Below are 19,182 nucleotides of genomic sequence, written 5' to 3'. Positions count from 1 at the left end.
TTTAAGTGCTGAGTTGAAAGTGCTGAGTCAAGACAGTGAGTGCTTACCGTACTCCATATTCAAGATTCTTTTTTTAATAGCACACTCAGCGAGAAGTTGCGTGCGGGGGGTTTTCCCCGTTGAGCAAACTTCGGTAACTCAGCACTCAGCACTAACGGGGGAAAAGCTTGATGTTGCTTGGTCTGCGAATTGAAAACTTTGCCCTGATTGACCAACTGGAACTAGAATTTGGCGTTGGGTTAAATGTCTTAACAGGTGAAACCGGGGCAGGAAAATCGATTATCTTAGATGCGATTGATGCGGCCTTGGGTGGTAAAGTCTCCAGTCGAGTGATCCGCACTGGGACAAACCGCGCAATGGTAGAAGCAACTTTTAAATCTCATCAGTCTTTAGCTGCTTGGTTAACTGAACAGGAAATAGATTTAATAGATGAGAACTCAGTAATTATCAGTAGAGAAATTACAGCCACAGGTAGTAATATTCGCAGCCGATCGCGGGTGAATGGTGTGTTAGTGAATCGGCAACTCATGGTAGGATTGCGCGATCGCCTAGTAGAAATTACAGCCCAAGGTCAAACGGTTCAAGTAGGACAATCTGCCCAAGTTCGGGAATGGTTGGATGTGTATGGTGGCGATGCTTTAATCAAACAACGTCAAGTAATTGCGACCGCTTATCATGCTTACCAACAAGCCCATTTAGCCTTAGAAAAACGTCGCACATCAGAACGGGAACGTCTGCAACAACTCGACTTGCTGACATATCAAGTGCAGGAGTTGACAACAGCCAACCTCAGCGAACCGCAAGAATTAGAACAACTCACACAAGAACGGGAACGGTTAAATCACGTCGTTGATTTACAACAGATGAGTTACAAAGTTTATCAGGCTTTGTATCAAAACGACGGAGACACACCAGCCGCCGCCGACTTATTGGGAGACAGCGAAGCCACCTTAAATGACATGGTGGAATATGATAGCCAACTGCAATCATTATTAGAATTGGTGAGAGACGCACAAACCGCAGTTGTGGAAGTAGGAAGACAGATTAACGCCTACGGGGATAGTTTAGAAGCTGATCCGCAACGATTAGAAGAAGTAGAAGAAAGAATACGGGAATTAAAGCAAATCTGCCGCAAGTATGGGCCGACACTCACAGAAGCGATCGCCTACTACCAACGCATTCAACAAGAATTAGCCGAACTCAACGATAGTGAACATTCTATCGAAAGTTTGGAACAGCAAGAAAAAACTTGTTTTGATAAACTTACCCAAGCTTGCCAAAAGTTAACTAAACTACGCCGTCAAGCTGCGAATAATTTAGAATCCCGGTTGATCGCCGAACTCAAACCGCTGGCGATGGAAAAAGTCCAGTTTCAAGTGGAAATAGTACCCATCGTCCCCACTGCGGCGGGTGCAGACAAAATCACCTTTGTGTTCAGTCCCAACCCTGGCGAACCATTGCAACCATTAACAGAAATTGCCTCTGGTGGGGAAATGAGCCGCTTTTTACTGGCGCTGAAAGCTTGTTTTTCTCAAGCCGACTCCGCCGAGACATTGGTATTTGATGAAATTGATGTCGGCGTTTCTGGGAGAGTCGCCCAAGCGATCGCCGAAAAATTACACCAACTCGGTCAAAGTCATCAAGTATTATGTGTTACACACCAACCTTTAGTGGCAGCAATGGCTGACCGTCATTTCCGGGTTGATAAGCAAACTATTACTCAAGGCAAAGGTAAGAAAACTAACAACGGCAGTACAGAACAGCGTACCGTTGTGCGAGTCACTTATTTAGATAACATCAATACACGCCGGGAAGAACTAGCGCAGTTAGCCGGGGGTAAATCTGCAACAGAAGCGATCGCTTTTGCCGAGTCTTTGTTATTACAAGCCGCTAACCACCGCCGCCAAGAATTATAGGCATAGGTGATTTTATGAGTAGACTATACACATATTTTAAAAAGTAACAAGTAAAAATACTCGTCTTCAATCCCTAGCCTAAGCGCTTCTTGTCTTTTATCAAGATGTACTTTACTTAGCCGAGAAATAATTTCATAGCTAAAACTTATATAAAATGAATTTATTTATACCATTGTCTCCATTAAGTTCTGTGTTTTATCGCTAAATTATCAGATGCCTACTATCAGTAAAACATCAACAAAAAAAGCTTGGGCAGGTGCGATCGCAAAACCTGCAACAGAATTTCCGCTGACCCAATTGCCAGTTATCTTTGGTAAAATCCCCAATGGCTTACGCGGCACACTCTACCGTAATGGGCCTGGACGGCTAGAACGTGGCGGAAAGCTGATGGGACATTGGTTTGATGGAGATGGGGCAATTCTCGCTGTTCATTTTACCGATGCAGGAGCCAGCGCAGTTTATCGCTACGTACAAACTTCTGGTTATCAAGAAGAAACCGCCGCCGCTAAACTGCTTTACGGTAACTATGGTATGACTGCACCAGGAGCCTTTTGGAATCAATGGCTCAAACCAGTGAAAAACACTGCTAATACTTCGGTGATAGCCCTTCCAGATAAACTTTTAGCACTGTGGGAAGCTGGTAAACCCTACGCTTTAGATTTGCAAACTTTAGAAACCCACGGCGAAGATGATTTAGGAGGGTTAAATAAAGGATTTAGCTATTCTGCACATTATAAGCGCGACAAGCAAACAGGGGAAATTTTTAACTTTGGGGTCACTCCTGGATTAAATGGCGAACTCAATCTTTACCAGAGCAATTCCAGTGGGAAAATTACCCAAAAAGCAACATACTCTCTGAATGGATTGCCAATATTGCATGATTTTGTGTTAGCAGGACAATATCTTGTGTTTTGCATTCCGCCAGTGCGGTTAAATATTTTGCCTGTACTGTTAGGCACAAGCTATAGTGATGCACTAGAGTGGCAACCTCAACTAGGAACTCAAATTTTAGTTTTTGATCGCCAGACATTATCTCTGGTGAGTCGTGGTGAAACCGAACCTTGGTATCAATGGCATTTTGCTAACGGTTATTTAGATGCTAGTGGTTCAGTGATTGTAGATATTGCTCAATACAAAGACTTTCAAACCAACCAATATCTAAAAGAAGTATCTACAGGTCAGACTCATACCCCTGCTGAAAGTACACTGACAAGAATACATCTTCAGCCCGAAACTGGCAAAGTCACGAGTATTGAGCAAGTGCTAGACAGACATTGCGAGTTTCCCAATGTACCACAGCAAAATGTCGGGCAAATCTCCCGGTATACATATTTTGCCTCATTCCAAAAAGGCACAGATATTAGCCAAGAACTATTAAATGCGATCGCCCGCTTTGATCACCAAACTGAAATCCTGGCAGAAGCGAAATTCCCAGACAATTTCTATCCTTCAGAACCATTACCTGCTCAAGATACCCAAAACCCCAATCAAAGTTGGGTAATGACCGTTGTATACGATGGTAATTCTCATAGTAGTGAAGTTTGGATCTTTGATAGCGATCGCCTCGACGAAGAACCCGTTTGCAAACTGAGATTACCAAGTGTCATTCCTCCAAGTTTCCACGGAACTTGGAATCAGGCTTAACGAAGTCAGAAGTCAAAAAAAAGAACAGCGAACAATTGATATTTAAGAGATGAATATACTAATTATCCTGGGTGAAGTCATATTTTTAATCATCATTTTCTTGCTGTTTAACTGGCTGATTGGCATAATCTTCAAGCAGGTTGCTAAAGCTTCTTGGATGCAGAGAAAAACTGAAAATATCACCTTTTTGCGCCGCAGTATTGGCAGAATTTTCATGCTGATTACTGTGGTGCTATGTCTGGCACTGGTTGGTGTGAATGGAATCATAATTTATCGCGGTGGCAATGTTCAAGAATTTCAACTTAATCTGATTCGCAGTCTTCCTACTCAATTTTGGATTAATTTATGTACTGCAAGTTTAAAAACTATCACTTTGCTATTGCTAGTTAAATTTACCGTACCACCTTTAAACCAAGGGATAGACTGGATTTGTGACTACGCCAAGAAAGTTGATCAAATCAAAGCTAATGATGAGAGTGTTGAAGCTTTTTTTCAAACATTAAAAAGAATTATTATTCATAGTATCTGGATATCTTCTGCTATTTTATGTGCTGATTTTTTGTATCTGCCAGCAGTTGTTACTAAATATCTTTTTATTGCCTTAAAAATTTATCTCACCATCTCAGTTGGTTTACTCATTGTCAAAGCAGTTGCCACTATTGTTGATACTTTAGATGCGCTCAGTTTAAAATTTTCTCATTCTAACAATTTACTGCGTTTATATGAACGTTTACGCCACTTAATTCCTTTATTCAAAAAATGTTTGGAATATGTTCTCTATGTAGGTATAGTAAATCTGGTTCTGCCAGAAATAGAACCAATCGCTTGGATAAGTGCTTATACTCCGAGAATTGTGCAGATTATTGGAGTTTTCTTTATTAGCAACGTTTTAATAGAAGTCGCTTACTTTATTCTGGATGAGTTCTATTTAAGAACTACAGATAGCAATGATTCACAGCGACAGAAACGGCTAACGCTCATTCCCTTAATACGGAGTTTTGCCAAATACTTTATCTATTTTACTGGCGGAGTAACTATACTCAAGCTGATTGGTATTGATCCTGCGCCAATATTAGCAGGTGCAGGAATTGTGGGGATAGCAGTTGGGCTGGGGGCGCAAAACCTAATTAATGATGTTGTTTGTGGATTTTTGATTTTATTTGAAAACTATTATTTGGTGGGAGACTATGTTGAAGCTGGAAAAATGGAAGAAAGATGTGTAGAAGGAATTGTCGAAGCTATTGAACTGCGAACCACTCATGTCCGCCATCCTGATGGTCAATTACAAATTATTCGCAATGGAGATATAGGTTCAATTATCAACTATTCTAAGCAATATATATATGCCAGGGTAGAAGTTAGTGTTTCTTACAACTCCAATTTAGATCATGTATATAGAGTAGTGGAAAAGGTAGGACAGCAGTTAAAATTGGATGAACAAGATGTCATAGAACCTACGCGAGTAGCAGGAATAGAACATTTTGGTGAGGATAACTTATTGTTGCTGACGTTGACAAAAGTTAAGCCAGGAAAACACCTGCATATTCAGCGCGTTCTGCGTAAGATATTGATGGATGCTTTTAATCAGGAAGAAATTGAAATTTGCGGTTTTGCTAAAAACTGAGAAATCAAGGATTAAAATCATCATCTTGATTTCCAGTTATAAATACTCTTATTCCCCTGTGGTTTGATAAATTAAGCATTTTGATAATTTTTGCGTAAGCTAGTAGATTGGGTAAAACAAAGTTAACGCCAACACCGAGATTTATGTTGGGTTACACTGCACTTCACCCAACCTACATTTATAAATATTTTTGCAATAACAAATGTAATTTTTCTTTTGTTGCTGCGGGTGCTTTATCTAATTGAGTCAAAATGGCGTATTTCAATGCTGAGTGTGCGTCACTGGGTGGGGGATTTTCACTCAAACGGCGGACAGTTTCTTGTATTACTTTTTGGGCGTTGACTGCGTTGCGTTGCAAGTTACCAATGACCATCTCAACGGTGACGCTATCATGGTCTGGATGCCAACAATCGTAATCGGTGACTAATGCTAAGGTTGCGTAGGCGATTTCGGCTTCTCTGGCTAACTTGGCTTCTGGTAAGTTGGTCATTCCAATTACTGTTGCGCCCCAACTGCGATAGAGGTTAGATTCGGCTTTGGTGGAAAATGCTGGCCCTTCCATGCAGATATAAGTGCCGCCACGATGTAGGGTGACATCTGGTAAATTGAGAGATGCGATCGCCTCTGCTAAAACTCCAGCTAAATTTTGACAAATCGGATCACCAAAGGCAATATGCGCCACAATTCCTTCGCCAAAAAAGGTGGAAATACGATTTTTTGTCCGGTCTATAAACTGGTCTGGGACTACCATATCTAATGGTTTGGCTTCGGCTTTTAAAGAACCCACCGCACTAGCCGAAATTAAATATTCTACCCCCAATTGCTTCATTGCATAGATGTTGGCACGAAATGGTAATTCCGAAGGTAACAGGGTATGATTGCGCCCATGACGCGCCAAAAAAGCTACCTTTGTCCCTTCTAGTGTCCCCAAAATCACAGCATCGGAAGGCGAACCAAAGGGCGTTTCAATTTGCACTTCTTCTATATCCTTCAAAGCGGCCATTTTGTATAGTCCGCTACCACCAATAATGCCAATTTTAGGGTTAACCATAACTTTTGATACTTGTTGCTGATCTGCCTAGTTATTTTACACAGGTGGGCGAGACTTATGAGCAAATCAAGCGAGAATTGCACCTTGATAGTCAAGCTTCCCAGCAGTTATCGGCAATAATGACTCAAAAATTTGGTTGCGATCGTCTCAAGAATAAACAAAAGCAGCTTACACCATCTCAAACTCTAATTGATGACTCTTGAGAAAATCATGGGTGAAATGATCCACCACATTTGTATCAGCCAGTTCTAAATTGTAAAAATCTACAACTTCATGATCAAAATAAGGCCCAGCGTGCCAAGTTCCCTCATTTAACTTAATAAAACAATTCCCTGGAATCCGAAAAGCAGCAAGTTCTTCTAAAACTGGTTCATCCAATTCATTATGAGGAGGACAAACAGCAATGAACCAATCCTTTCCTTCTAAAGAACCTAAACATTGAGTACATTTTACATGACGCGTAATTTTATTAAACTTTCGTCCGCGCTTTTCTAGACGCATAATATAAAATCTTGGAGTACCATTTTGCATATTCAATTGAGCATCTTCTGTATCAAATTGCTTACCATCTGTGCTTGCAAAAATCACTTGTCCATAACGCCGAAAATTCTCTGCGGTGACTAATTCTGCTTGTAATTGTTGAACTGTTTGTGATGCACTCATAATATTAAAAACCTACTGTTCTAATTCTTGAGGAATAAGTGATTTAGGAATTAGGGAAGCTTGGATTTCTTTATCTGAAGGTCTTGTATACCACCAAGCCCAAGCGATTAACACTGCTTGTAATGGCAATCTAATTGCTTGAACCCAAGGTGAATCTGAATATGGTATGGTTTCAATTTTAATATGATTAACTGCCATGTTGATATTGGCAGGAAAAACAGCAATAAATAGCAGCACCAGTCCCCAAGCAGCAGCTTGACTTACAGGCGGAACTAATAATCCAATACCACCTAAAATCTCATAAAAGCCACTGAGATAAACTAGTTCTAAAGGATAGGGCAGTTGTGGCGGCATTATTTTGACGTAAGGTGCTGGTATGGCAAAGTGTGTAATGCCCACGATGATGATTGATATTGCCAAGATGACACGAAAGAGTTCCTTACGTCTGTTCATGTTTGAGGCTGATTTTATACTTGCGCTTACCACTTCAGTTTGCTGATATGAGGTGAATTTGTCTTCAATCAATGGTAAGAAACATCACCAAATATTAGTTATATTTTAAAACTTGCGATCGCTCTTCTATTACATCTTGTAATATTGGTAGGTTTATAACAATTATCATCTAAGCGAGGTATGGGAAAAATAATTAATTGCAGATGAACGCAGATAAATTTGTAGTTTATGATACTAGTAAACCCTGTGTTACCAATTACACAATAAATCGGATGCTTGGCGTTCTATCTATCGAGGGTTACTATATTTACAAATCCAGAAGATTGAAGCAGTCGTGTGCATATCATTGTTATGTTGGTTATGTTGCCGCCTCGATTTCATCCGCGGCGAGAGTGTGCGAATAGCCTGTGCTAATTATTATGTCGCAGGCAAGCCTTAGATTACAGCGCTCCTTGCTTGACTCGTCTCGGAAGGGAATGTCTCCTACCTGAATTTCGTCGTAAGGCGTGAGATTATGACCTCGCGCGTTCAGTTCTTCGACCACTTTCAAAAAGGCAGTAAGCACAACCTCATGAATCTCTTTTGCGACATCATCTTGCAATTCGTCAGCGAGTTGGCGCGCGGCTGACGTATCAAGGCCGCAGGCATCAAATTGCTGCTTAGAATATTTCTCGAAGTTCATAAGCTGTGTTCATCAGAGGAAGCAACATAACTATTTATTATACGGAAAGTTTTCGTGTAATCTTTTGTCCCTATACTTACTGATAAAGATAAAATTAGAGTCTCAGCTTATACCGATCGCCTGTTAGTTAGGTTTTAAAACTTGCGATCGCTCCCGTATCCAATCTTGTCAAATTCCATTGACTAATAACGGTTATGCCTCTCTAAAACTTACTAATCAACTTGTCATACTCTGTATGTGTTCCAATCCAAAACCAGGAAATACCATTTTCGACTTCCACACCCAAAGCTCGGTAACTTAACCCTGCACGAACTGACCAGTACTTTTTGCCCAACTTCTTGAAATGCAAGGACGGATGAGATGGGTCAACTTTGAGCAACTCATAGCATTCATCTGCTGATTGCTGAACACTTTCAGGTAAGGCGTTGTAGCATTGCCAAAACCGTCGCGTTGTATAGTGCATTAAATTTCTCGACAATGCCCTGCTTCAAACTCAGAGATCGCCTCTTGAGCAAGCGCCTCTAATTTACCATCTTCGATGTCTTGTTCTATCTGCTCGTCCCAGCGTTCGTAGTCTAAATCAAGAAACCACAGTCTTAATTTCTCAAACTCACTTGATGGCAACGAAAGGATTGCCGCTTCGATTTGCTCCAGATTGGACATAACCCTTTGTACCTCTCTACCCTTGAGAAAATTATAGCTTTCTCGGAAAGGCAGAGTACCTCTGTATTTAGAGCTACCGACCCTTCAGTAGCAAAACTCTTGAATTCCGATAGTAAAGCTTACAGCTACGCCCTGACCTGGAAGTAAGCGGGATAACGACTCAAATCAGCGGCGGCAGATAGCCTTGAACTCAGCACCAGCAACTTTCAACTGTCCGCTGCATTTGAATTGTTAGGTACCATGCTAGTTGATGTAAACTTTCTTAATCTCATAAACAAACTCTGGCTTGTTAGCGTATTGCAAAGCACTATCCCATAGTGGGTTTGTGCGGTCGTTAAGATTATTTGCAAGAGCCTTTATTTCTGGCGGTGCATTCTCCCGGAAAAAGTCTTTTTTGCTTCGGTTTTTATCGTAGCTTATACCTGTTATCTTGAATTTCCGTGGTGCTATGTTTTTTGATTTCTGCTGTTCAATGTCCTTATGTGCGGTTTCCCACGTTATAGCTCGTATCATTAAGTAATATCCGCTTTCATCAAATTTGCCATTAATGGTGTACACAGATTTTGATGGATACTGAGGTTTTATTTTTCTCTTATACAGGCCACCTACGACAAATCTGAAATGTAAATTATCCAAGGACATCTCATAACGTCGGCAATCGACAATATCTACCCAATGCCCTTTTGCTTGAGCGAGATGTTTTTTCACAAAGAGAACTGCAAAGGACTCTCCGGTTTTAGCGTATTCAAGGTATTTTTTAAGTAGATTGTCGTCCATGAGTCAAGACAAGATGTTCTGGAACCCGTACTTGGGGCTTAACTATTTATTATACAGAAAGTTTCCGTATAATCTTTTTCTTAGTCCTGATATATCAAGCATTACAGCTAAATCTTGTATACATCTACGGAAAACTTCTTTTTTACCTTTTTATTCGGATATTATACTGGATTTTTACGTATAATCACCCTTAACGGGACTTAAACAAAAATTAAGCCCAAATAAAGCCCAAACTAGCTTTGTAAGCAGCAAATACGTCAAGGTTGAGAGTCAACCAATCAAAAAATCGATAAGACATAGCTGTTCTAAACGCTTCTAAAGCTTCAGTAAAAGTATTCAAAGGTTTCTTCTCAAATTCTGAGTCTTGTTTCCCTTCAGGTAATGAATCAGCGTGCTGATATAGCTCTATATCTAACGGTAAGCTTTTTCTTCCATCATATAAATGTGTTGTTACTACTACTATCCCATTCTCTGTTTTGCCAATTTCTCCGATATACTGTCTTCCTACTCCATCCGTAAAATTACCGCTTTTTCTATGTCCAGAATCATCAATTATGAGGCTAAAACCTCTACTGATTCTTGTCTGACTACATTTATTTATGATCTCTAAGCGCCGTTCGTTAACTTGGGAACTCGACCAAGGTGCTTCGGTTAAAAAGTGATGTAATCGGTGGTAAGTCACCCCTACAGCATTCTCTGCTATCTGAAATAAGTTTTTTCTCTCACTTTCACCCAATAATCCCCCTACATAGTGTCTAAACTCTCTTTTTTGAGCCTTATGAGTAAACACATCATCAAATCGTTGACACCATCTTTCAAAGCATGGAGGCATGGCTGCGGGGGTAGTTTCTTTCATGAGCTTTTTTTAACGTGAAAGCTATGCTAGTTAAGCATTATACTCTTTTTCCCTTTCCTGTTTTGTTTAAGTCCCGTTAACGGGAGGATTATATAGAATTTCCCCGTATATCCCTTGGCGTTATCCAGAATTCGTCCGCATAGCATCCCTATTTAGAGTATTCAACAGAATTTTTCTGTATAACATCCCATAGAATAACGCCCAAAGGAATTGCTTGAACAAATACAGTATTTCATCCGATTTATCTTGCCAATCAAAGATAGAATTGGAGTCTCAGCTTATACCGATCGCCTGTTAGGTGGATTTTAAAGTCTGCGATCGCTCCCCTATCCAATCTTGTAAAATCGGATTTACTAACTCTGGTGCTTCATCTTGCGGGCAATGTCCTACTCCTTCTAAGGGAATGAATTTTTCTACTGACGGGTAGTTAGCTAATTCTCGACCTAAATGTATTGGTTCCCAAGGGTCGGCGGTTCCCCATAAAATAATTGCTGGGCAAGTTAATAATGGCAGTAAGTCTTCTGGTAATGGCCCTGTGGAGTATGAGGTAAATGCCAAAAACACAGCTACCGCACCAGGGTCTTTTGCTGGCGCTGTGAGAATATCGACTAGTTCATCTGTGACTGTCTCTGCATTGATGTAAGCTTGCAGCAAAATTTTCCGCACTGTTTTTGGTTTGGCGACTTGATTAAAAAAGAATTGCCCAATTGGTTTAATAGACAATACCCGTTGTAAAAGTGGCGCACCTATACGCCGAGTCCAAGGTAGGGTGCCGCGTTTGCGATCGTGTAATAATCTCAATGAACAGTTAATTAAGGCAACTCCCAAGGCTATATCTGGGGAACTGACTGCGGCTTGCATGGCGACAATACAGCCAATGGAATTTCCCACTAAAAAAGCTGGTTCACCCACCACTTCACGGCAAAAGTCTGCTACTTGCTGTCCCCACATTTCTAAGGTATAAGCAATTTTTTCTCCCGGCTGAGGTTTGGCAGAACCACCGAAGCCAAGCAAATCTATGGCATAAACCCGACAAGTTTTTGCTAATACTGGTATGTTTTTACGCCAATGCCACCATGAGGCTCCAAAACCATGCACTAAAATAACGGCAGGCCCACTAGTTCCTTGAGTTTGATAGGAAATCGGGAACCCCTGCCACATCCAAGTTTTTGCGGTTAAAGCAGTTGTAGAAGTATTCATAGGAAATCTGTATTTTTATTTACTAATTTTAATATTTCGTAATATTTTTGGTAATTTATCTTAAATTGTAGAGGCATATTGTAAAGAGTGTACTAGCAATAAAATTAAGTAAGAGATAAATCAATCACTATTTTTAATTTAAGGCAAGTATAAAGACTGAGTTAAATTTATTTATAATTGCTTATAAGCTATAGAAAACTTAGATGTTAAAATTACCGCCATCTAGATGTAATGTAATATATTTATCAACGGTTCGACATTCAGTAGTTTTACAATTTACGGTTTCTCTGTTGATCTCTACAATCGTTTGATATCGAGCATCTGCAATAGGGTGGTTGGCTGCCAGAAAAATGACGCTAAATTTCACCTAAACTTTTGTTCCTAGTTCCTTCTGGTTCACGAAGATGACAATACTAGAAACAATTCATACTCCTGTTGGGGGCTATGCCCCGGATTTTGAACTGCCAGGAATTGACGAGCGAGTACATCATCTCAGGCGTTATTTAGAAAAATACCGGGCAGTTGGCGTTGTTTTTATGGGCAACCACTGTCCTTATGTCAACTTATATCTAGACAAGCTCAAAAAAATCCAAGGGGAATTTGCTGGGAGTGGCTTCACGCTAATTGGGATAAATGGCTGTGATGCTATTAAGTACCCTACAGAAAGCTTTGACAACATGAAAGCTTTTGCCACACATCAAAGATTAAACTTTCCCTATCTTTGGGATTCTACTCAAGATGTTACGCGGAGTTTTGGCGCAATTAAAACTCCGATGGCTTTTTTAATAGATAGTAATGGACTGGTGCGTTATAAAGGGCAAATTGATAGTTATCCGCAAGCACTATCATCTTTAAGAGAAGATTATTTACGAAATGCGATCGCTTCTTGGTTTAAAAGTCAAGCAATTAACCCACAAGAAACAGAACCAGTAGGAACTTCATTGATTTGGCGCAACTAGACATAGATAGTCATTGTGCTGCTATCTTAAATTGGAGGCAATTGCAACTTTTTCGATAAAGCGTAACTTCATGGGAACGAATTACCGACGGGTTTTACTTAAACTAAGCGGTGAAGCCTTAATGGGCAACATGGGCTATGGCATTGATCCAGAAGTGGTCAAAGAAGTAGCACAAGAAGTAGCAGAGGTGATAGCCACTGGCGTTCAAATCGCCATAGTCGTTGGCGGCGGCAATATTTTTCGTGGCGTAAAAGCGGCATCGGCAGGGATGGATAGGGCAACCGCTGACTACATCGGCATGATTGCCACGGTAATGAATGCCATGACGCTACAAGATTCGCTAGAACGAATAGGGGTACAGACGCGCGTACAGACTGCGATCGCTATGCAAGAGTTAGCAGAACCGTATATTCGTCGTCGTGCCATCCGTCATCTTGAAAAAGGACGGGTGGTAATTTTTGGTGCTGGTTCAGGAAATCCCTTCTTTACCACTGATACGGCTGCGGCATTGAGAGCCGCAGAAATTGATGCAGAAGCGATTTTTAAAGCCACCAAGGTAGATGGCATCTACGATGCTGACCCCCAAATTTATCCTAACGCCAAACGTTTTACTACCCTGACCTATGCACACGTTTTGACTCATGATTTGCGAGTAATGGATAGTACTGCGATTGCCTTGTGTAAAGAAAACAATATCCCAATTCTTGTATTTGACTTAACGGTGCGAGGTAACATCCGCCGAGCAGTCATGGGAGAATCAATCGGCACCCTTGTGGGAGGTTCTTGTGAAATTAGCTGAAGCTGAGAGTACGATGCAAAAAACCGTTGAGTCTACTCAACGCGCATTTAATACAATTCGCACTGGTCGCGCCAATAGCAGTCTCTTAGATAAAGTGTTAGTGGATTATTACGGTTCACCAACACCCTTAAAATCCCTGGCGAATATTAGCACGCCAGATGCAACTACAATTTTGGTTCAACCTTACGATAAAAGCAGTTTAAACATTGTTGAGAAGGCTATTTCTCTTTCTGATGTGGGTTTAACACCTAATAACGACGGTTCTGTGATTCGGCTGAATATTCCGCCATTGACTAGCGATCGCCGTAAAGAATTCGTTAAACTGGCTGCTAAGTACGCTGAAGAAGGTCGTGTTGCTATTCGTAACATCCGCCGTGAGGCTCTAGACACAATTCGTAAGCAGGAGAAAGCCTCAGAAGTTTCTGAGGACGAAGCCAAAGACCAACAAGATAAACTACAAAAACTCACTGACAAATACACAGCTAAAATTAACGAACTGTTGGCAGAAAAAGAAAAAGATATCTCAACTGTCTAAAGTATGAAGTTTGAATTCTGAAGTATAAATTTCAAAAGTTCATACTTTTGTTTAGCTTGATTGAGAAAAATCGAGAGGCTCAGATACCCGACTTTTTAAAAGCCGGGTATTTTGTAGTTTACAAATAATTGATCTCAATGGACAATCATATTTGCTAACCTAGGGCTATTGGGGTTTATGGTCAGCCCAAGAGGTTAACATGGCTCATTTAGATCTGCGTCGCCCCCAAAATACTAACGGCGATTTTTATGTAGATACTACCTGTATTGATTGTGATACCTGTCGCTGGATGAGTCCAGAAGTTTTTTCTCGTGTTGATGAACAATCGGCAGTTGATCATCAACCAAATAATGCAGCAGAAAGATTAACAGCACTTCAAGCACTTTTAGCTTGTCCTACGAGTTCTATCGGGACAGTTGAAAAACCTAAAGATATCAAAAATACTCAAGAAACTTTTCCGATTTTGGTAGCAGAAAATGTCTATCATTGTGGCTATCATTCAGAAAAATCTTATGGTGCTGCTAGTTACTATATTCAATTATCAGAAGGTAATATTTTGGTGGATTCTCCCCGATTTACCCCACCTTTAGTGAAGCAGCTAGAAGAAATGGGGGGAATTCGTTATATGTATTTGACTCATCAAGATGATGTAGCAGATCATCAAAAGTATGCTGAACATTTTCAATGTGAAAGAATTCTTCACGCTGATGATATTTCTGGCAGTACTCGCAATGTAGAAATTCAGCTAACAGGTGTAGACCCCTTTGCATTAACTTCAGATTTATTAATTATTCCCGTTCCTGGACATACAAAAGGACACACAGTTTTACTCTACAAAAATAAGTTTTTGTTCACAGGCGACCATCTTGCTTGGTCAGAAAATAGACAGCAATTAGCTGCATTTCGTGACCATTGTTGGTATTCTTGGTCAGAACAAATTAAATCAATGCGGAATTTGGCTAATTACACCTTTGAATGGATTTTACCGGGTCATGGGCGGAGATTTCATGCAGATGTTGAGACTATGGGTCAGCAAGTGCACAAGTGTATTGCGTTGATGGAGAGTCTTTGATGATGCACTAAAAAATAAAGACCACTCGCAAATCCCATTCTTTATCTTCACGGACAATTTCAATTTGTCGAATAAATTCTCGCAGGTAAAAGCGTCGTTCTGCTTCTGATAAATCTAACCAAAATTGCGGAATGGAAACGGCTTGAGCTACAGAACGTAGATTAACTGGGGGAAGTGTCGCCAGCTTTGCTTGGAGTGCAGAGATTTCTGTGCGGAGTTTGTACTCTCTAAATTTTGCTGTTTCTATATCTAAAATGCCAGTTTCAATTAAAGCAGGTAACTGAGAGAGGATTTCTTGTTGACGAGCGATCGCATCTCCTAAACTATTTTTTACTGTATCCAGTTCAGGAGAATTCATTCCGGCTACTGCTAATGGTAAATCACGGCAAACTTTAGCGATCGTCGATTCTAAAATGTCTTGATAGGGAATAGCTCGACACTTGGGACTGAGAGGACAACTAATAGGACGTAAATACAGATACTCTTTGTCTTGATAGCGGCGAGTAACACGAGTGACTGTCGTATGAGATTGACATTCACCGCAGACAACTAACCCAGCTAAAGAACGCGGCGCACTTGCAGTTCGAGAGGGTAAGCGACTATTACGGCGTAACAGTCGGTCAATTTGAGCAGCTTCTTCTCTAGAAATAATAGCAGTATGAGTATCAGAGATAATTTCCCCATTGAGATAAGCCGTATCTCCCCGATAGACAGGATTAGTTAACCAGCGTCGCCCAGTAGTGACAGAAATTTTCTTTCCGTATTTTTTTGCCAAGTAACGCACTGCGCCGCGCAAGGAACCGTAGAGTAAAAAGTTATCGAAAAACTCTTTCACCACTGGGGAGGTACTGCGGTCAATAATGTATTTTCCTTGACCACGGCGATAACCGTAGGGTGTTTTTCCGGGGGGAGGTGCTGCTTCTAAACGATTGCGGGCGTGTCCTTGGCGGATGCGCCGACTTCGTTGTTGATGTTGGATTTCTTGCAGTAATTTCAGTAACTCACCCCGAAAGTGGGATTGCTCTGAGGTGTAGGATTGTTCAGTAGCAATTATAGCTATACCCATTGCTTCTAATTCATTTAAGCGATCGCTTACTTCTTCTACCGTATCTCCCAATTCTTCCAAGCGACGCACCAGCAAACATTCTACTAGTTCATTTTGGCAGTCTGTGATTAGTTGTTGTAACTGCGATCGCTTTGTGTATCCATAGGTATCTCTCTTAACTAAATCTTCATAAACTCGTTCTACATCCCATTGCCAATTAATGCTTTGAGGCACAGATTCTAAGAGAGGATCATAATAAATGTAAGCAATAATTTTCATCAGTCAGTATTTAATAATCAATAGTTGTATGGTGCAAACATCAGCCACAAAGCTACTGAATTAAGCTTTTTATAATTGCCAATTGTTGTAACCCATAAAAGTTCATAAGGTAAATAATAATTTTCAGTAAAGATTTAGCAAAGAATCCTGATATTATTTGTTCCCTAAATTATCAAGTTATCAACACGCAATCTCTCTAATTAGCAAAGATATTTTAAAGTTTAGGTATAACTAGCATCATGATCTGCTTTAGAGTATATATAATGATATTGAGATCAAAGTTAAGTAGCATTTTGTGGTTATCTTTCAGATAATAGTCTGTCATATAGTGGCTAAAATGCTTCTAGTCATGAATTTCCCTATTTAGTGACATACAACAACTCAGTTGAAGATTGCTTGTAATCAAAAATAAGCAAGACTTTAACTTAAATATTTTGATGTGAGTAGATGAAAAGTGCTATTGATTGGTTTATTTAGATTGAACTAAATGGCTGTTATTAACAGCTTAACAAGGATACATCAAAAAATATAGTAATTTTTACTTTGTATCTAACAATCAAGGATAAATCAATTAAATAAGTATGAGAGTAATTTCTTCTCTAGTCCCTCATCCTCAATCCCTATTTTAGGTTAGGTTTGAATCAATAGACATCTTGCAAAAGTAATTATTGGTATGGGAATTTTAGATCGTTGCCGCGATAAATGCGACAAGTCAGTAAAGCCTCATACAAGACAAAAAATATTTATGCAAGAAGTCTAATATAGTTTAGTCACTCACTACAGTATGTTATATTTTCTTAATAAGAGAACATAATATCTGCAAATTTGGGGTTTGCTAATTATTCAATAATCAGCTAGTTAAACAGACTAGAAACTTAGCATAAATCTGCTATTAGAGCAAATTTATTTCTGCCAAATTAACTGGAAATTATGCGTTCTTTAGCAGATTTGAGATAAAAGTTTCTCGTGTTGCTCTTAATTAGCTCAAACCTAATTTTTTTTATCCAAATGCCATTAATCATAGGATTTTAATTTATGTATCTAAGAATCAAGCGTCGACAATTTGGTCAGTTAGTTATTGCCAGCGCGGCTACAAATATGCTCGTTAATCTTGTCAAGAATAAAACCTTAGCACAAGAGGCGCGATCGCTAGTCGGAGTTAGGCTTCCTGCCAATAAAAATAAGCAAAATGCTAAAATCTCTCTAGATTTAGAAAACACTAGTCCAGCATTTACCTTAGTGTCTTTAGATTTAACAACTGGTGGTGAAAGATTAAGTACAGAAATTCCTGCAAGTATTGTTGATAATCTAACGACAAAAATTGAAACTGCTAAAAGAGCGTTTTCTACTGAATCGAGCCGAATTACTGGTTTTACTAGCTTTACAGATGGCACGATGGTGATGCTTACAGTAGAAACAACCCAAAAAGGGAATCATAGTAAAATTATATTTACTGATAATAAATCTAAGAAACCAAAAGCTAAAAAAATATCAGGATTTAAAAATGGTAATCATACAATAGAAGGAGTATTAGGAACAAAAAATAACAAAATTATTGGAATTGCTAGTGCTAACAATGGCGTTCCTCCTTTCTATCTAGTAATGATTGACCCTAAAAATGGCAAAGTCACCTCTGGTGATGAGTTAAAATTACCCGAATTGCCACGAAATTTACGCTTCAGTAATCTAGCTCTTAGCCCTGATGGTAAGTTTTATGCGACTATTCTGACTTCAGACGGTAGAACAACTTTAGTGCAGCTAGATCCTAACAAGACCTCACTACTTACAGGCAAATTATTAATTACTACTGTGGCAGGGTTAACATACAATAGAAAATATTTATCCAATGACTTACTTAGCTTAACTTTCTCTCCCTCTGGTCAACTTATTGCACTTGCTAATCTCAATAATAGTCCGAAAAATTCTGTTTTTTCTGTGGATATAAAAACTGGAAATATGACACTTTTATCACAAGTAAATGTAAATAAAATTGCCTTTATTCCCTAGCAGAAAGACAGTATTTATTGGTTGGGTAAAGAGGATATATTTGGCTCACGCTACTGTTAATTACAAGCTTTTAACTGTAGTAGCTTGTTCCATTACTGTTGACTGATCTCAATCACATTTCCATCAGGATCTTGGGTAAAAATGGCAGGGCGACCAGAGGCACTCGCTTGAATAGAATAATTGTGACTGAGTAATTCTTGTTTAGCTTGTTCTAAATCAGCCACAGCAAAAGCAATGTGGGGATTACGTCCCCATTTTTCGTTTGGGTTATCGGTTGGTGTAGTGGATGCGACTATTAGATGTATTTGATAGTTGCCGAGTTGATACCATGCACCTGGATATTTGAGGGATCGGTCAATTTTTGATAATCCCAACACTCGGCTGTAAAAGTGTTCGGAACGCTCTAAATCAGTAACGAGAATGGCTGTATGAAGGCTCTGGGTTATCTGCATTGTCAGTGATGATCGCTGTTGTTTTGATTTTGACGTATTTGCGGCACAACTAGCCGATCGCTCCTGGGATTTAATCGGGAGCGATCGCCCTTATTTGAGATGAGATCATTTGTCCATAAGGGTTTGAATGCTTTTTAAGCTTAAATGCCATGAAACCATAACATTTAAGCTCTATTCAAAAAGGCAATTGTCATGGAATTATGACAATATGATCCCGCTAGAGCTATTAAATTCGTAAAAGCTAGGAAAAAGTGCCTTGAGACCCCTTGATCAACACCGAGGGTTACTGGTTAATATTTACTTAACAAAACGACTCCTCCGATCCCGAAAAATGCTTACCCAAGCATTCAAGGAAATTGAAAGGGAGTGACCCTCATTTTAAAAGCAAATTAAAAAACTTTAAAAACTGGGCAAAACCAGGAGTCAGGAATAAGAAATTCATCTGAAGAAGAATGGCACTTTTTATAAAGCATTCTGTAACTCAGAGAGATAATTACCTTTCAAA

18 protein-coding genes and 1 pseudogene are annotated in these 19,182 nt (G+C 39.7%); 8 read left to right on the top strand and 11 right to left on the bottom strand.

The annotated features are described in order from the left end of the window. Positions 1-170: 170 nt before the first annotated feature. From recN to NCWK1_RS11575, 3 genes are all read left to right on the top strand, one after another. Entirely contained in the window at positions 171-1,916 is a 1,746-nt protein-coding gene (gene recN / locus NCWK1_RS11585) for a DNA repair protein RecN (RefSeq protein ID WP_103124823.1), read from the top strand. Between the two features lie 213 nt (positions 1,917-2,129). Then, on the top strand, positions 2,130-3,560 hold the full coding sequence (locus NCWK1_RS11580; RefSeq protein ID WP_103124822.1) for a carotenoid oxygenase family protein: 1,431 nt from the start codon (positions 2,130-2,132) through the stop codon (positions 3,558-3,560). A 49-nt stretch (positions 3,561-3,609) separates the two neighbouring features. Then, positions 3,610-5,184, top strand: a complete 1,575-nt coding sequence (locus tag NCWK1_RS11575; RefSeq protein WP_096578046.1) for a mechanosensitive ion channel family protein — start codon at positions 3,610-3,612, stop codon at positions 5,182-5,184. Between the two features lie 178 nt (positions 5,185-5,362). Here the strand turns inward: NCWK1_RS11575 and NCWK1_RS11570 are convergent, their stop codons facing one another. From NCWK1_RS11570 to NCWK1_RS11530, 9 genes and pseudogenes are all read right to left on the bottom strand, one after another. After that, positions 5,363-6,235 carry an S-methyl-5'-thioadenosine phosphorylase gene (locus NCWK1_RS11570; protein ID WP_103124821.1) on the bottom strand — a complete coding sequence of 291 codons (873 nt, stop codon included), beginning with the start codon at positions 6,233-6,235 and terminating at the stop codon, positions 5,363-5,365. Positions 6,236-6,403: 168 nt separating this feature from the next. Beyond that, positions 6,404-6,898 carry an ureidoglycolate lyase gene (locus NCWK1_RS11565; RefSeq protein WP_096578042.1) on the bottom strand — a complete coding sequence of 165 codons (495 nt, stop codon included), beginning with the start codon at positions 6,896-6,898 and terminating at the stop codon, positions 6,404-6,406. 12 nt (positions 6,899-6,910) lie between these two features. Continuing rightward, the gene (locus NCWK1_RS11560; RefSeq protein ID WP_103124820.1) at positions 6,911-7,351 is read right to left on the bottom strand and encodes a DoxX family protein; all 441 of its coding nucleotides are present in this window, start codon (positions 7,349-7,351) and stop codon (positions 6,911-6,913) included. Between the two features lie 358 nt (positions 7,352-7,709). Further along, positions 7,710-8,033 (bottom strand): hypothetical protein, encoded by a 324-nt coding sequence (locus NCWK1_RS11555; protein WP_096578038.1) that lies wholly within the window; start codon positions 8,031-8,033, stop codon positions 7,710-7,712. A gap of 202 nt (positions 8,034-8,235) precedes the next feature. Further along, a complete protein-coding gene (locus NCWK1_RS11550) occupies positions 8,236-8,496 on the bottom strand; it encodes a ParE family toxin-like protein (protein WP_096578035.1) in 261 nt (86 codons plus the stop codon). Further along, positions 8,496-8,696 carry a hypothetical protein gene (locus NCWK1_RS11545; RefSeq protein ID WP_096578033.1) on the bottom strand — a complete coding sequence of 67 codons (201 nt, stop codon included), beginning with the start codon at positions 8,694-8,696 and terminating at the stop codon, positions 8,496-8,498. The genes NCWK1_RS11550 and NCWK1_RS11545 overlap by 1 nt, the downstream gene beginning before the upstream one ends. Positions 8,697-8,939: 243 nt before the next feature. Then, on the bottom strand, positions 8,940-9,473 hold the full coding sequence (locus NCWK1_RS11540) for a hypothetical protein (protein WP_096578031.1): 534 nt from the start codon (positions 9,471-9,473) through the stop codon (positions 8,940-8,942). Between the two features lie 340 nt (positions 9,474-9,813). After that, positions 9,814-10,329, bottom strand: a pseudogene (locus NCWK1_RS11535) (IS701 family transposase); the annotation flags it as partial. Between the two features lie 294 nt (positions 10,330-10,623). After that, complete coding sequence (locus NCWK1_RS11530) at positions 10,624-11,529, bottom strand: alpha/beta fold hydrolase (RefSeq protein WP_103124818.1); 906 nt, start codon at positions 11,527-11,529, stop codon at positions 10,624-10,626. Between the two features lie 404 nt (positions 11,530-11,933). Between NCWK1_RS11530 and NCWK1_RS11525 the strand changes: the two genes are divergently transcribed. The 4 genes from NCWK1_RS11525 (at position 11,934) to NCWK1_RS11510 (ending at position 14,894) form a co-directional block, all read left to right on the top strand. Then, on the top strand, positions 11,934-12,488 hold the full coding sequence (locus NCWK1_RS11525) for a thioredoxin family protein (protein WP_096578025.1): 555 nt from the start codon (positions 11,934-11,936) through the stop codon (positions 12,486-12,488). Between the two features lie 70 nt (positions 12,489-12,558). After that, positions 12,559-13,287: a UMP kinase gene (gene pyrH, locus NCWK1_RS11520; protein WP_096578023.1), complete on the top strand. Its 729-nt coding sequence runs from the start codon at positions 12,559-12,561 to the stop codon at positions 13,285-13,287. Then, positions 13,274-13,822 (top strand): ribosome recycling factor, encoded by a 549-nt coding sequence (gene frr, locus NCWK1_RS11515; protein ID WP_096578021.1) that lies wholly within the window; start codon positions 13,274-13,276, stop codon positions 13,820-13,822. The genes pyrH and frr overlap by 14 nt, the downstream gene beginning before the upstream one ends. Positions 13,823-14,021: 199 nt before the next feature. Continuing rightward, a complete protein-coding gene (locus NCWK1_RS11510; protein ID WP_103124817.1) occupies positions 14,022-14,894 on the top strand; it encodes an MBL fold metallo-hydrolase in 873 nt (290 codons plus the stop codon). Between the two features lie 7 nt (positions 14,895-14,901). Here NCWK1_RS11510 and NCWK1_RS11505 read toward each other — a convergent pair whose 3' ends face one another. After that, positions 14,902-16,218 carry a recombinase family protein gene (locus tag NCWK1_RS11505; RefSeq protein WP_103124816.1) on the bottom strand — a complete coding sequence of 439 codons (1,317 nt, stop codon included), beginning with the start codon at positions 16,216-16,218 and terminating at the stop codon, positions 14,902-14,904. Between the two features lie 1,098 nt (positions 16,219-17,316). On the opposite strand from NCWK1_RS11505, the gene NCWK1_RS11500 reads away from it, so the two are divergent. Further along, positions 17,317-18,225: a hypothetical protein gene (locus tag NCWK1_RS11500; protein ID WP_103124963.1), complete on the top strand. Its 909-nt coding sequence runs from the start codon at positions 17,317-17,319 to the stop codon at positions 18,223-18,225. A gap of 92 nt (positions 18,226-18,317) precedes the next feature. On the opposite strand, the gene NCWK1_RS11495 is transcribed toward NCWK1_RS11500, so the two are convergent. Then, positions 18,318-18,677, bottom strand: coding sequence for a VOC family protein (locus tag NCWK1_RS11495; RefSeq protein ID WP_103124815.1), 360 nt, complete (start codon positions 18,675-18,677; stop codon positions 18,318-18,320). Positions 18,678-19,182: the final 505 nt, after the last annotated feature.

The organism is Nostoc cycadae WK-1 (assembly GCF_002897135.1).
Taxonomy (GTDB): domain Bacteria; phylum Cyanobacteriota; class Cyanobacteriia; order Cyanobacteriales; family Nostocaceae; genus Nostoc_B.
Note: the sequence above shows the minus strand (reverse complement) of the source record. Positions and strands in the feature narration are given on the sequence as shown.

Excerpts from the sequence above, each read along its gene's own strand:
- NCWK1_RS11545 (WP_096578033.1), bottom strand. The coding sequence starts at position 8,696 with ATGTCCAATCTGGAGCAAATCGAAGCGGCAATCCTTTCGTTGCCATCA.
- NCWK1_RS11565 (WP_096578042.1), bottom strand. The coding sequence starts at position 6,898 with ATGAGTGCATCACAAACAGTTCAACAATTACAAGCAGAATTAGTCACC.
- NCWK1_RS11505 (WP_103124816.1), bottom strand. The coding sequence starts at position 16,218 with ATGAAAATTATTGCTTACATTTATTATGATCCTCTCTTAGAATCTGTG.
- NCWK1_RS11495 (WP_103124815.1), bottom strand. The coding sequence starts at position 18,677 with ATGCAGATAACCCAGAGCCTTCATACAGCCATTCTCGTTACTGATTTA.
- NCWK1_RS11555 (WP_096578038.1), bottom strand. The coding sequence starts at position 8,033 with ATGAACTTCGAGAAATATTCTAAGCAGCAATTTGATGCCTGCGGCCTT.
- NCWK1_RS11580 (WP_103124822.1), top strand. The coding sequence starts at position 2,130 with ATGCCTACTATCAGTAAAACATCAACAAAAAAAGCTTGGGCAGGTGCG.
- NCWK1_RS11525 (WP_096578025.1), top strand. The coding sequence starts at position 11,934 with ATGACAATACTAGAAACAATTCATACTCCTGTTGGGGGCTATGCCCCG.
- NCWK1_RS11510 (WP_103124817.1), top strand. The coding sequence starts at position 14,022 with ATGGCTCATTTAGATCTGCGTCGCCCCCAAAATACTAACGGCGATTTT.
- pyrH (WP_096578023.1), top strand. The coding sequence starts at position 12,559 with ATGGGAACGAATTACCGACGGGTTTTACTTAAACTAAGCGGTGAAGCC.
- NCWK1_RS11530 (WP_103124818.1), bottom strand. The coding sequence starts at position 11,529 with ATGAATACTTCTACAACTGCTTTAACCGCAAAAACTTGGATGTGGCAG.
- NCWK1_RS11575 (WP_096578046.1), top strand. The coding sequence starts at position 3,610 with ATGAATATACTAATTATCCTGGGTGAAGTCATATTTTTAATCATCATT.
- NCWK1_RS11560 (WP_103124820.1), bottom strand. The coding sequence starts at position 7,351 with ATGAACAGACGTAAGGAACTCTTTCGTGTCATCTTGGCAATATCAATC.
- NCWK1_RS11570 (WP_103124821.1), bottom strand. The coding sequence starts at position 6,235 with ATGGTTAACCCTAAAATTGGCATTATTGGTGGTAGCGGACTATACAAA.
- recN (WP_103124823.1), top strand. The coding sequence starts at position 171 with ATGTTGCTTGGTCTGCGAATTGAAAACTTTGCCCTGATTGACCAACTG.
- NCWK1_RS11550 (WP_096578035.1), bottom strand. The coding sequence starts at position 8,496 with ATGCACTATACAACGCGACGGTTTTGGCAATGCTACAACGCCTTACCT.
- NCWK1_RS11500 (WP_103124963.1), top strand. The coding sequence starts at position 17,317 with ATGCTCGTTAATCTTGTCAAGAATAAAACCTTAGCACAAGAGGCGCGA.
- NCWK1_RS11540 (WP_096578031.1), bottom strand. The coding sequence starts at position 9,473 with ATGGACGACAATCTACTTAAAAAATACCTTGAATACGCTAAAACCGGA.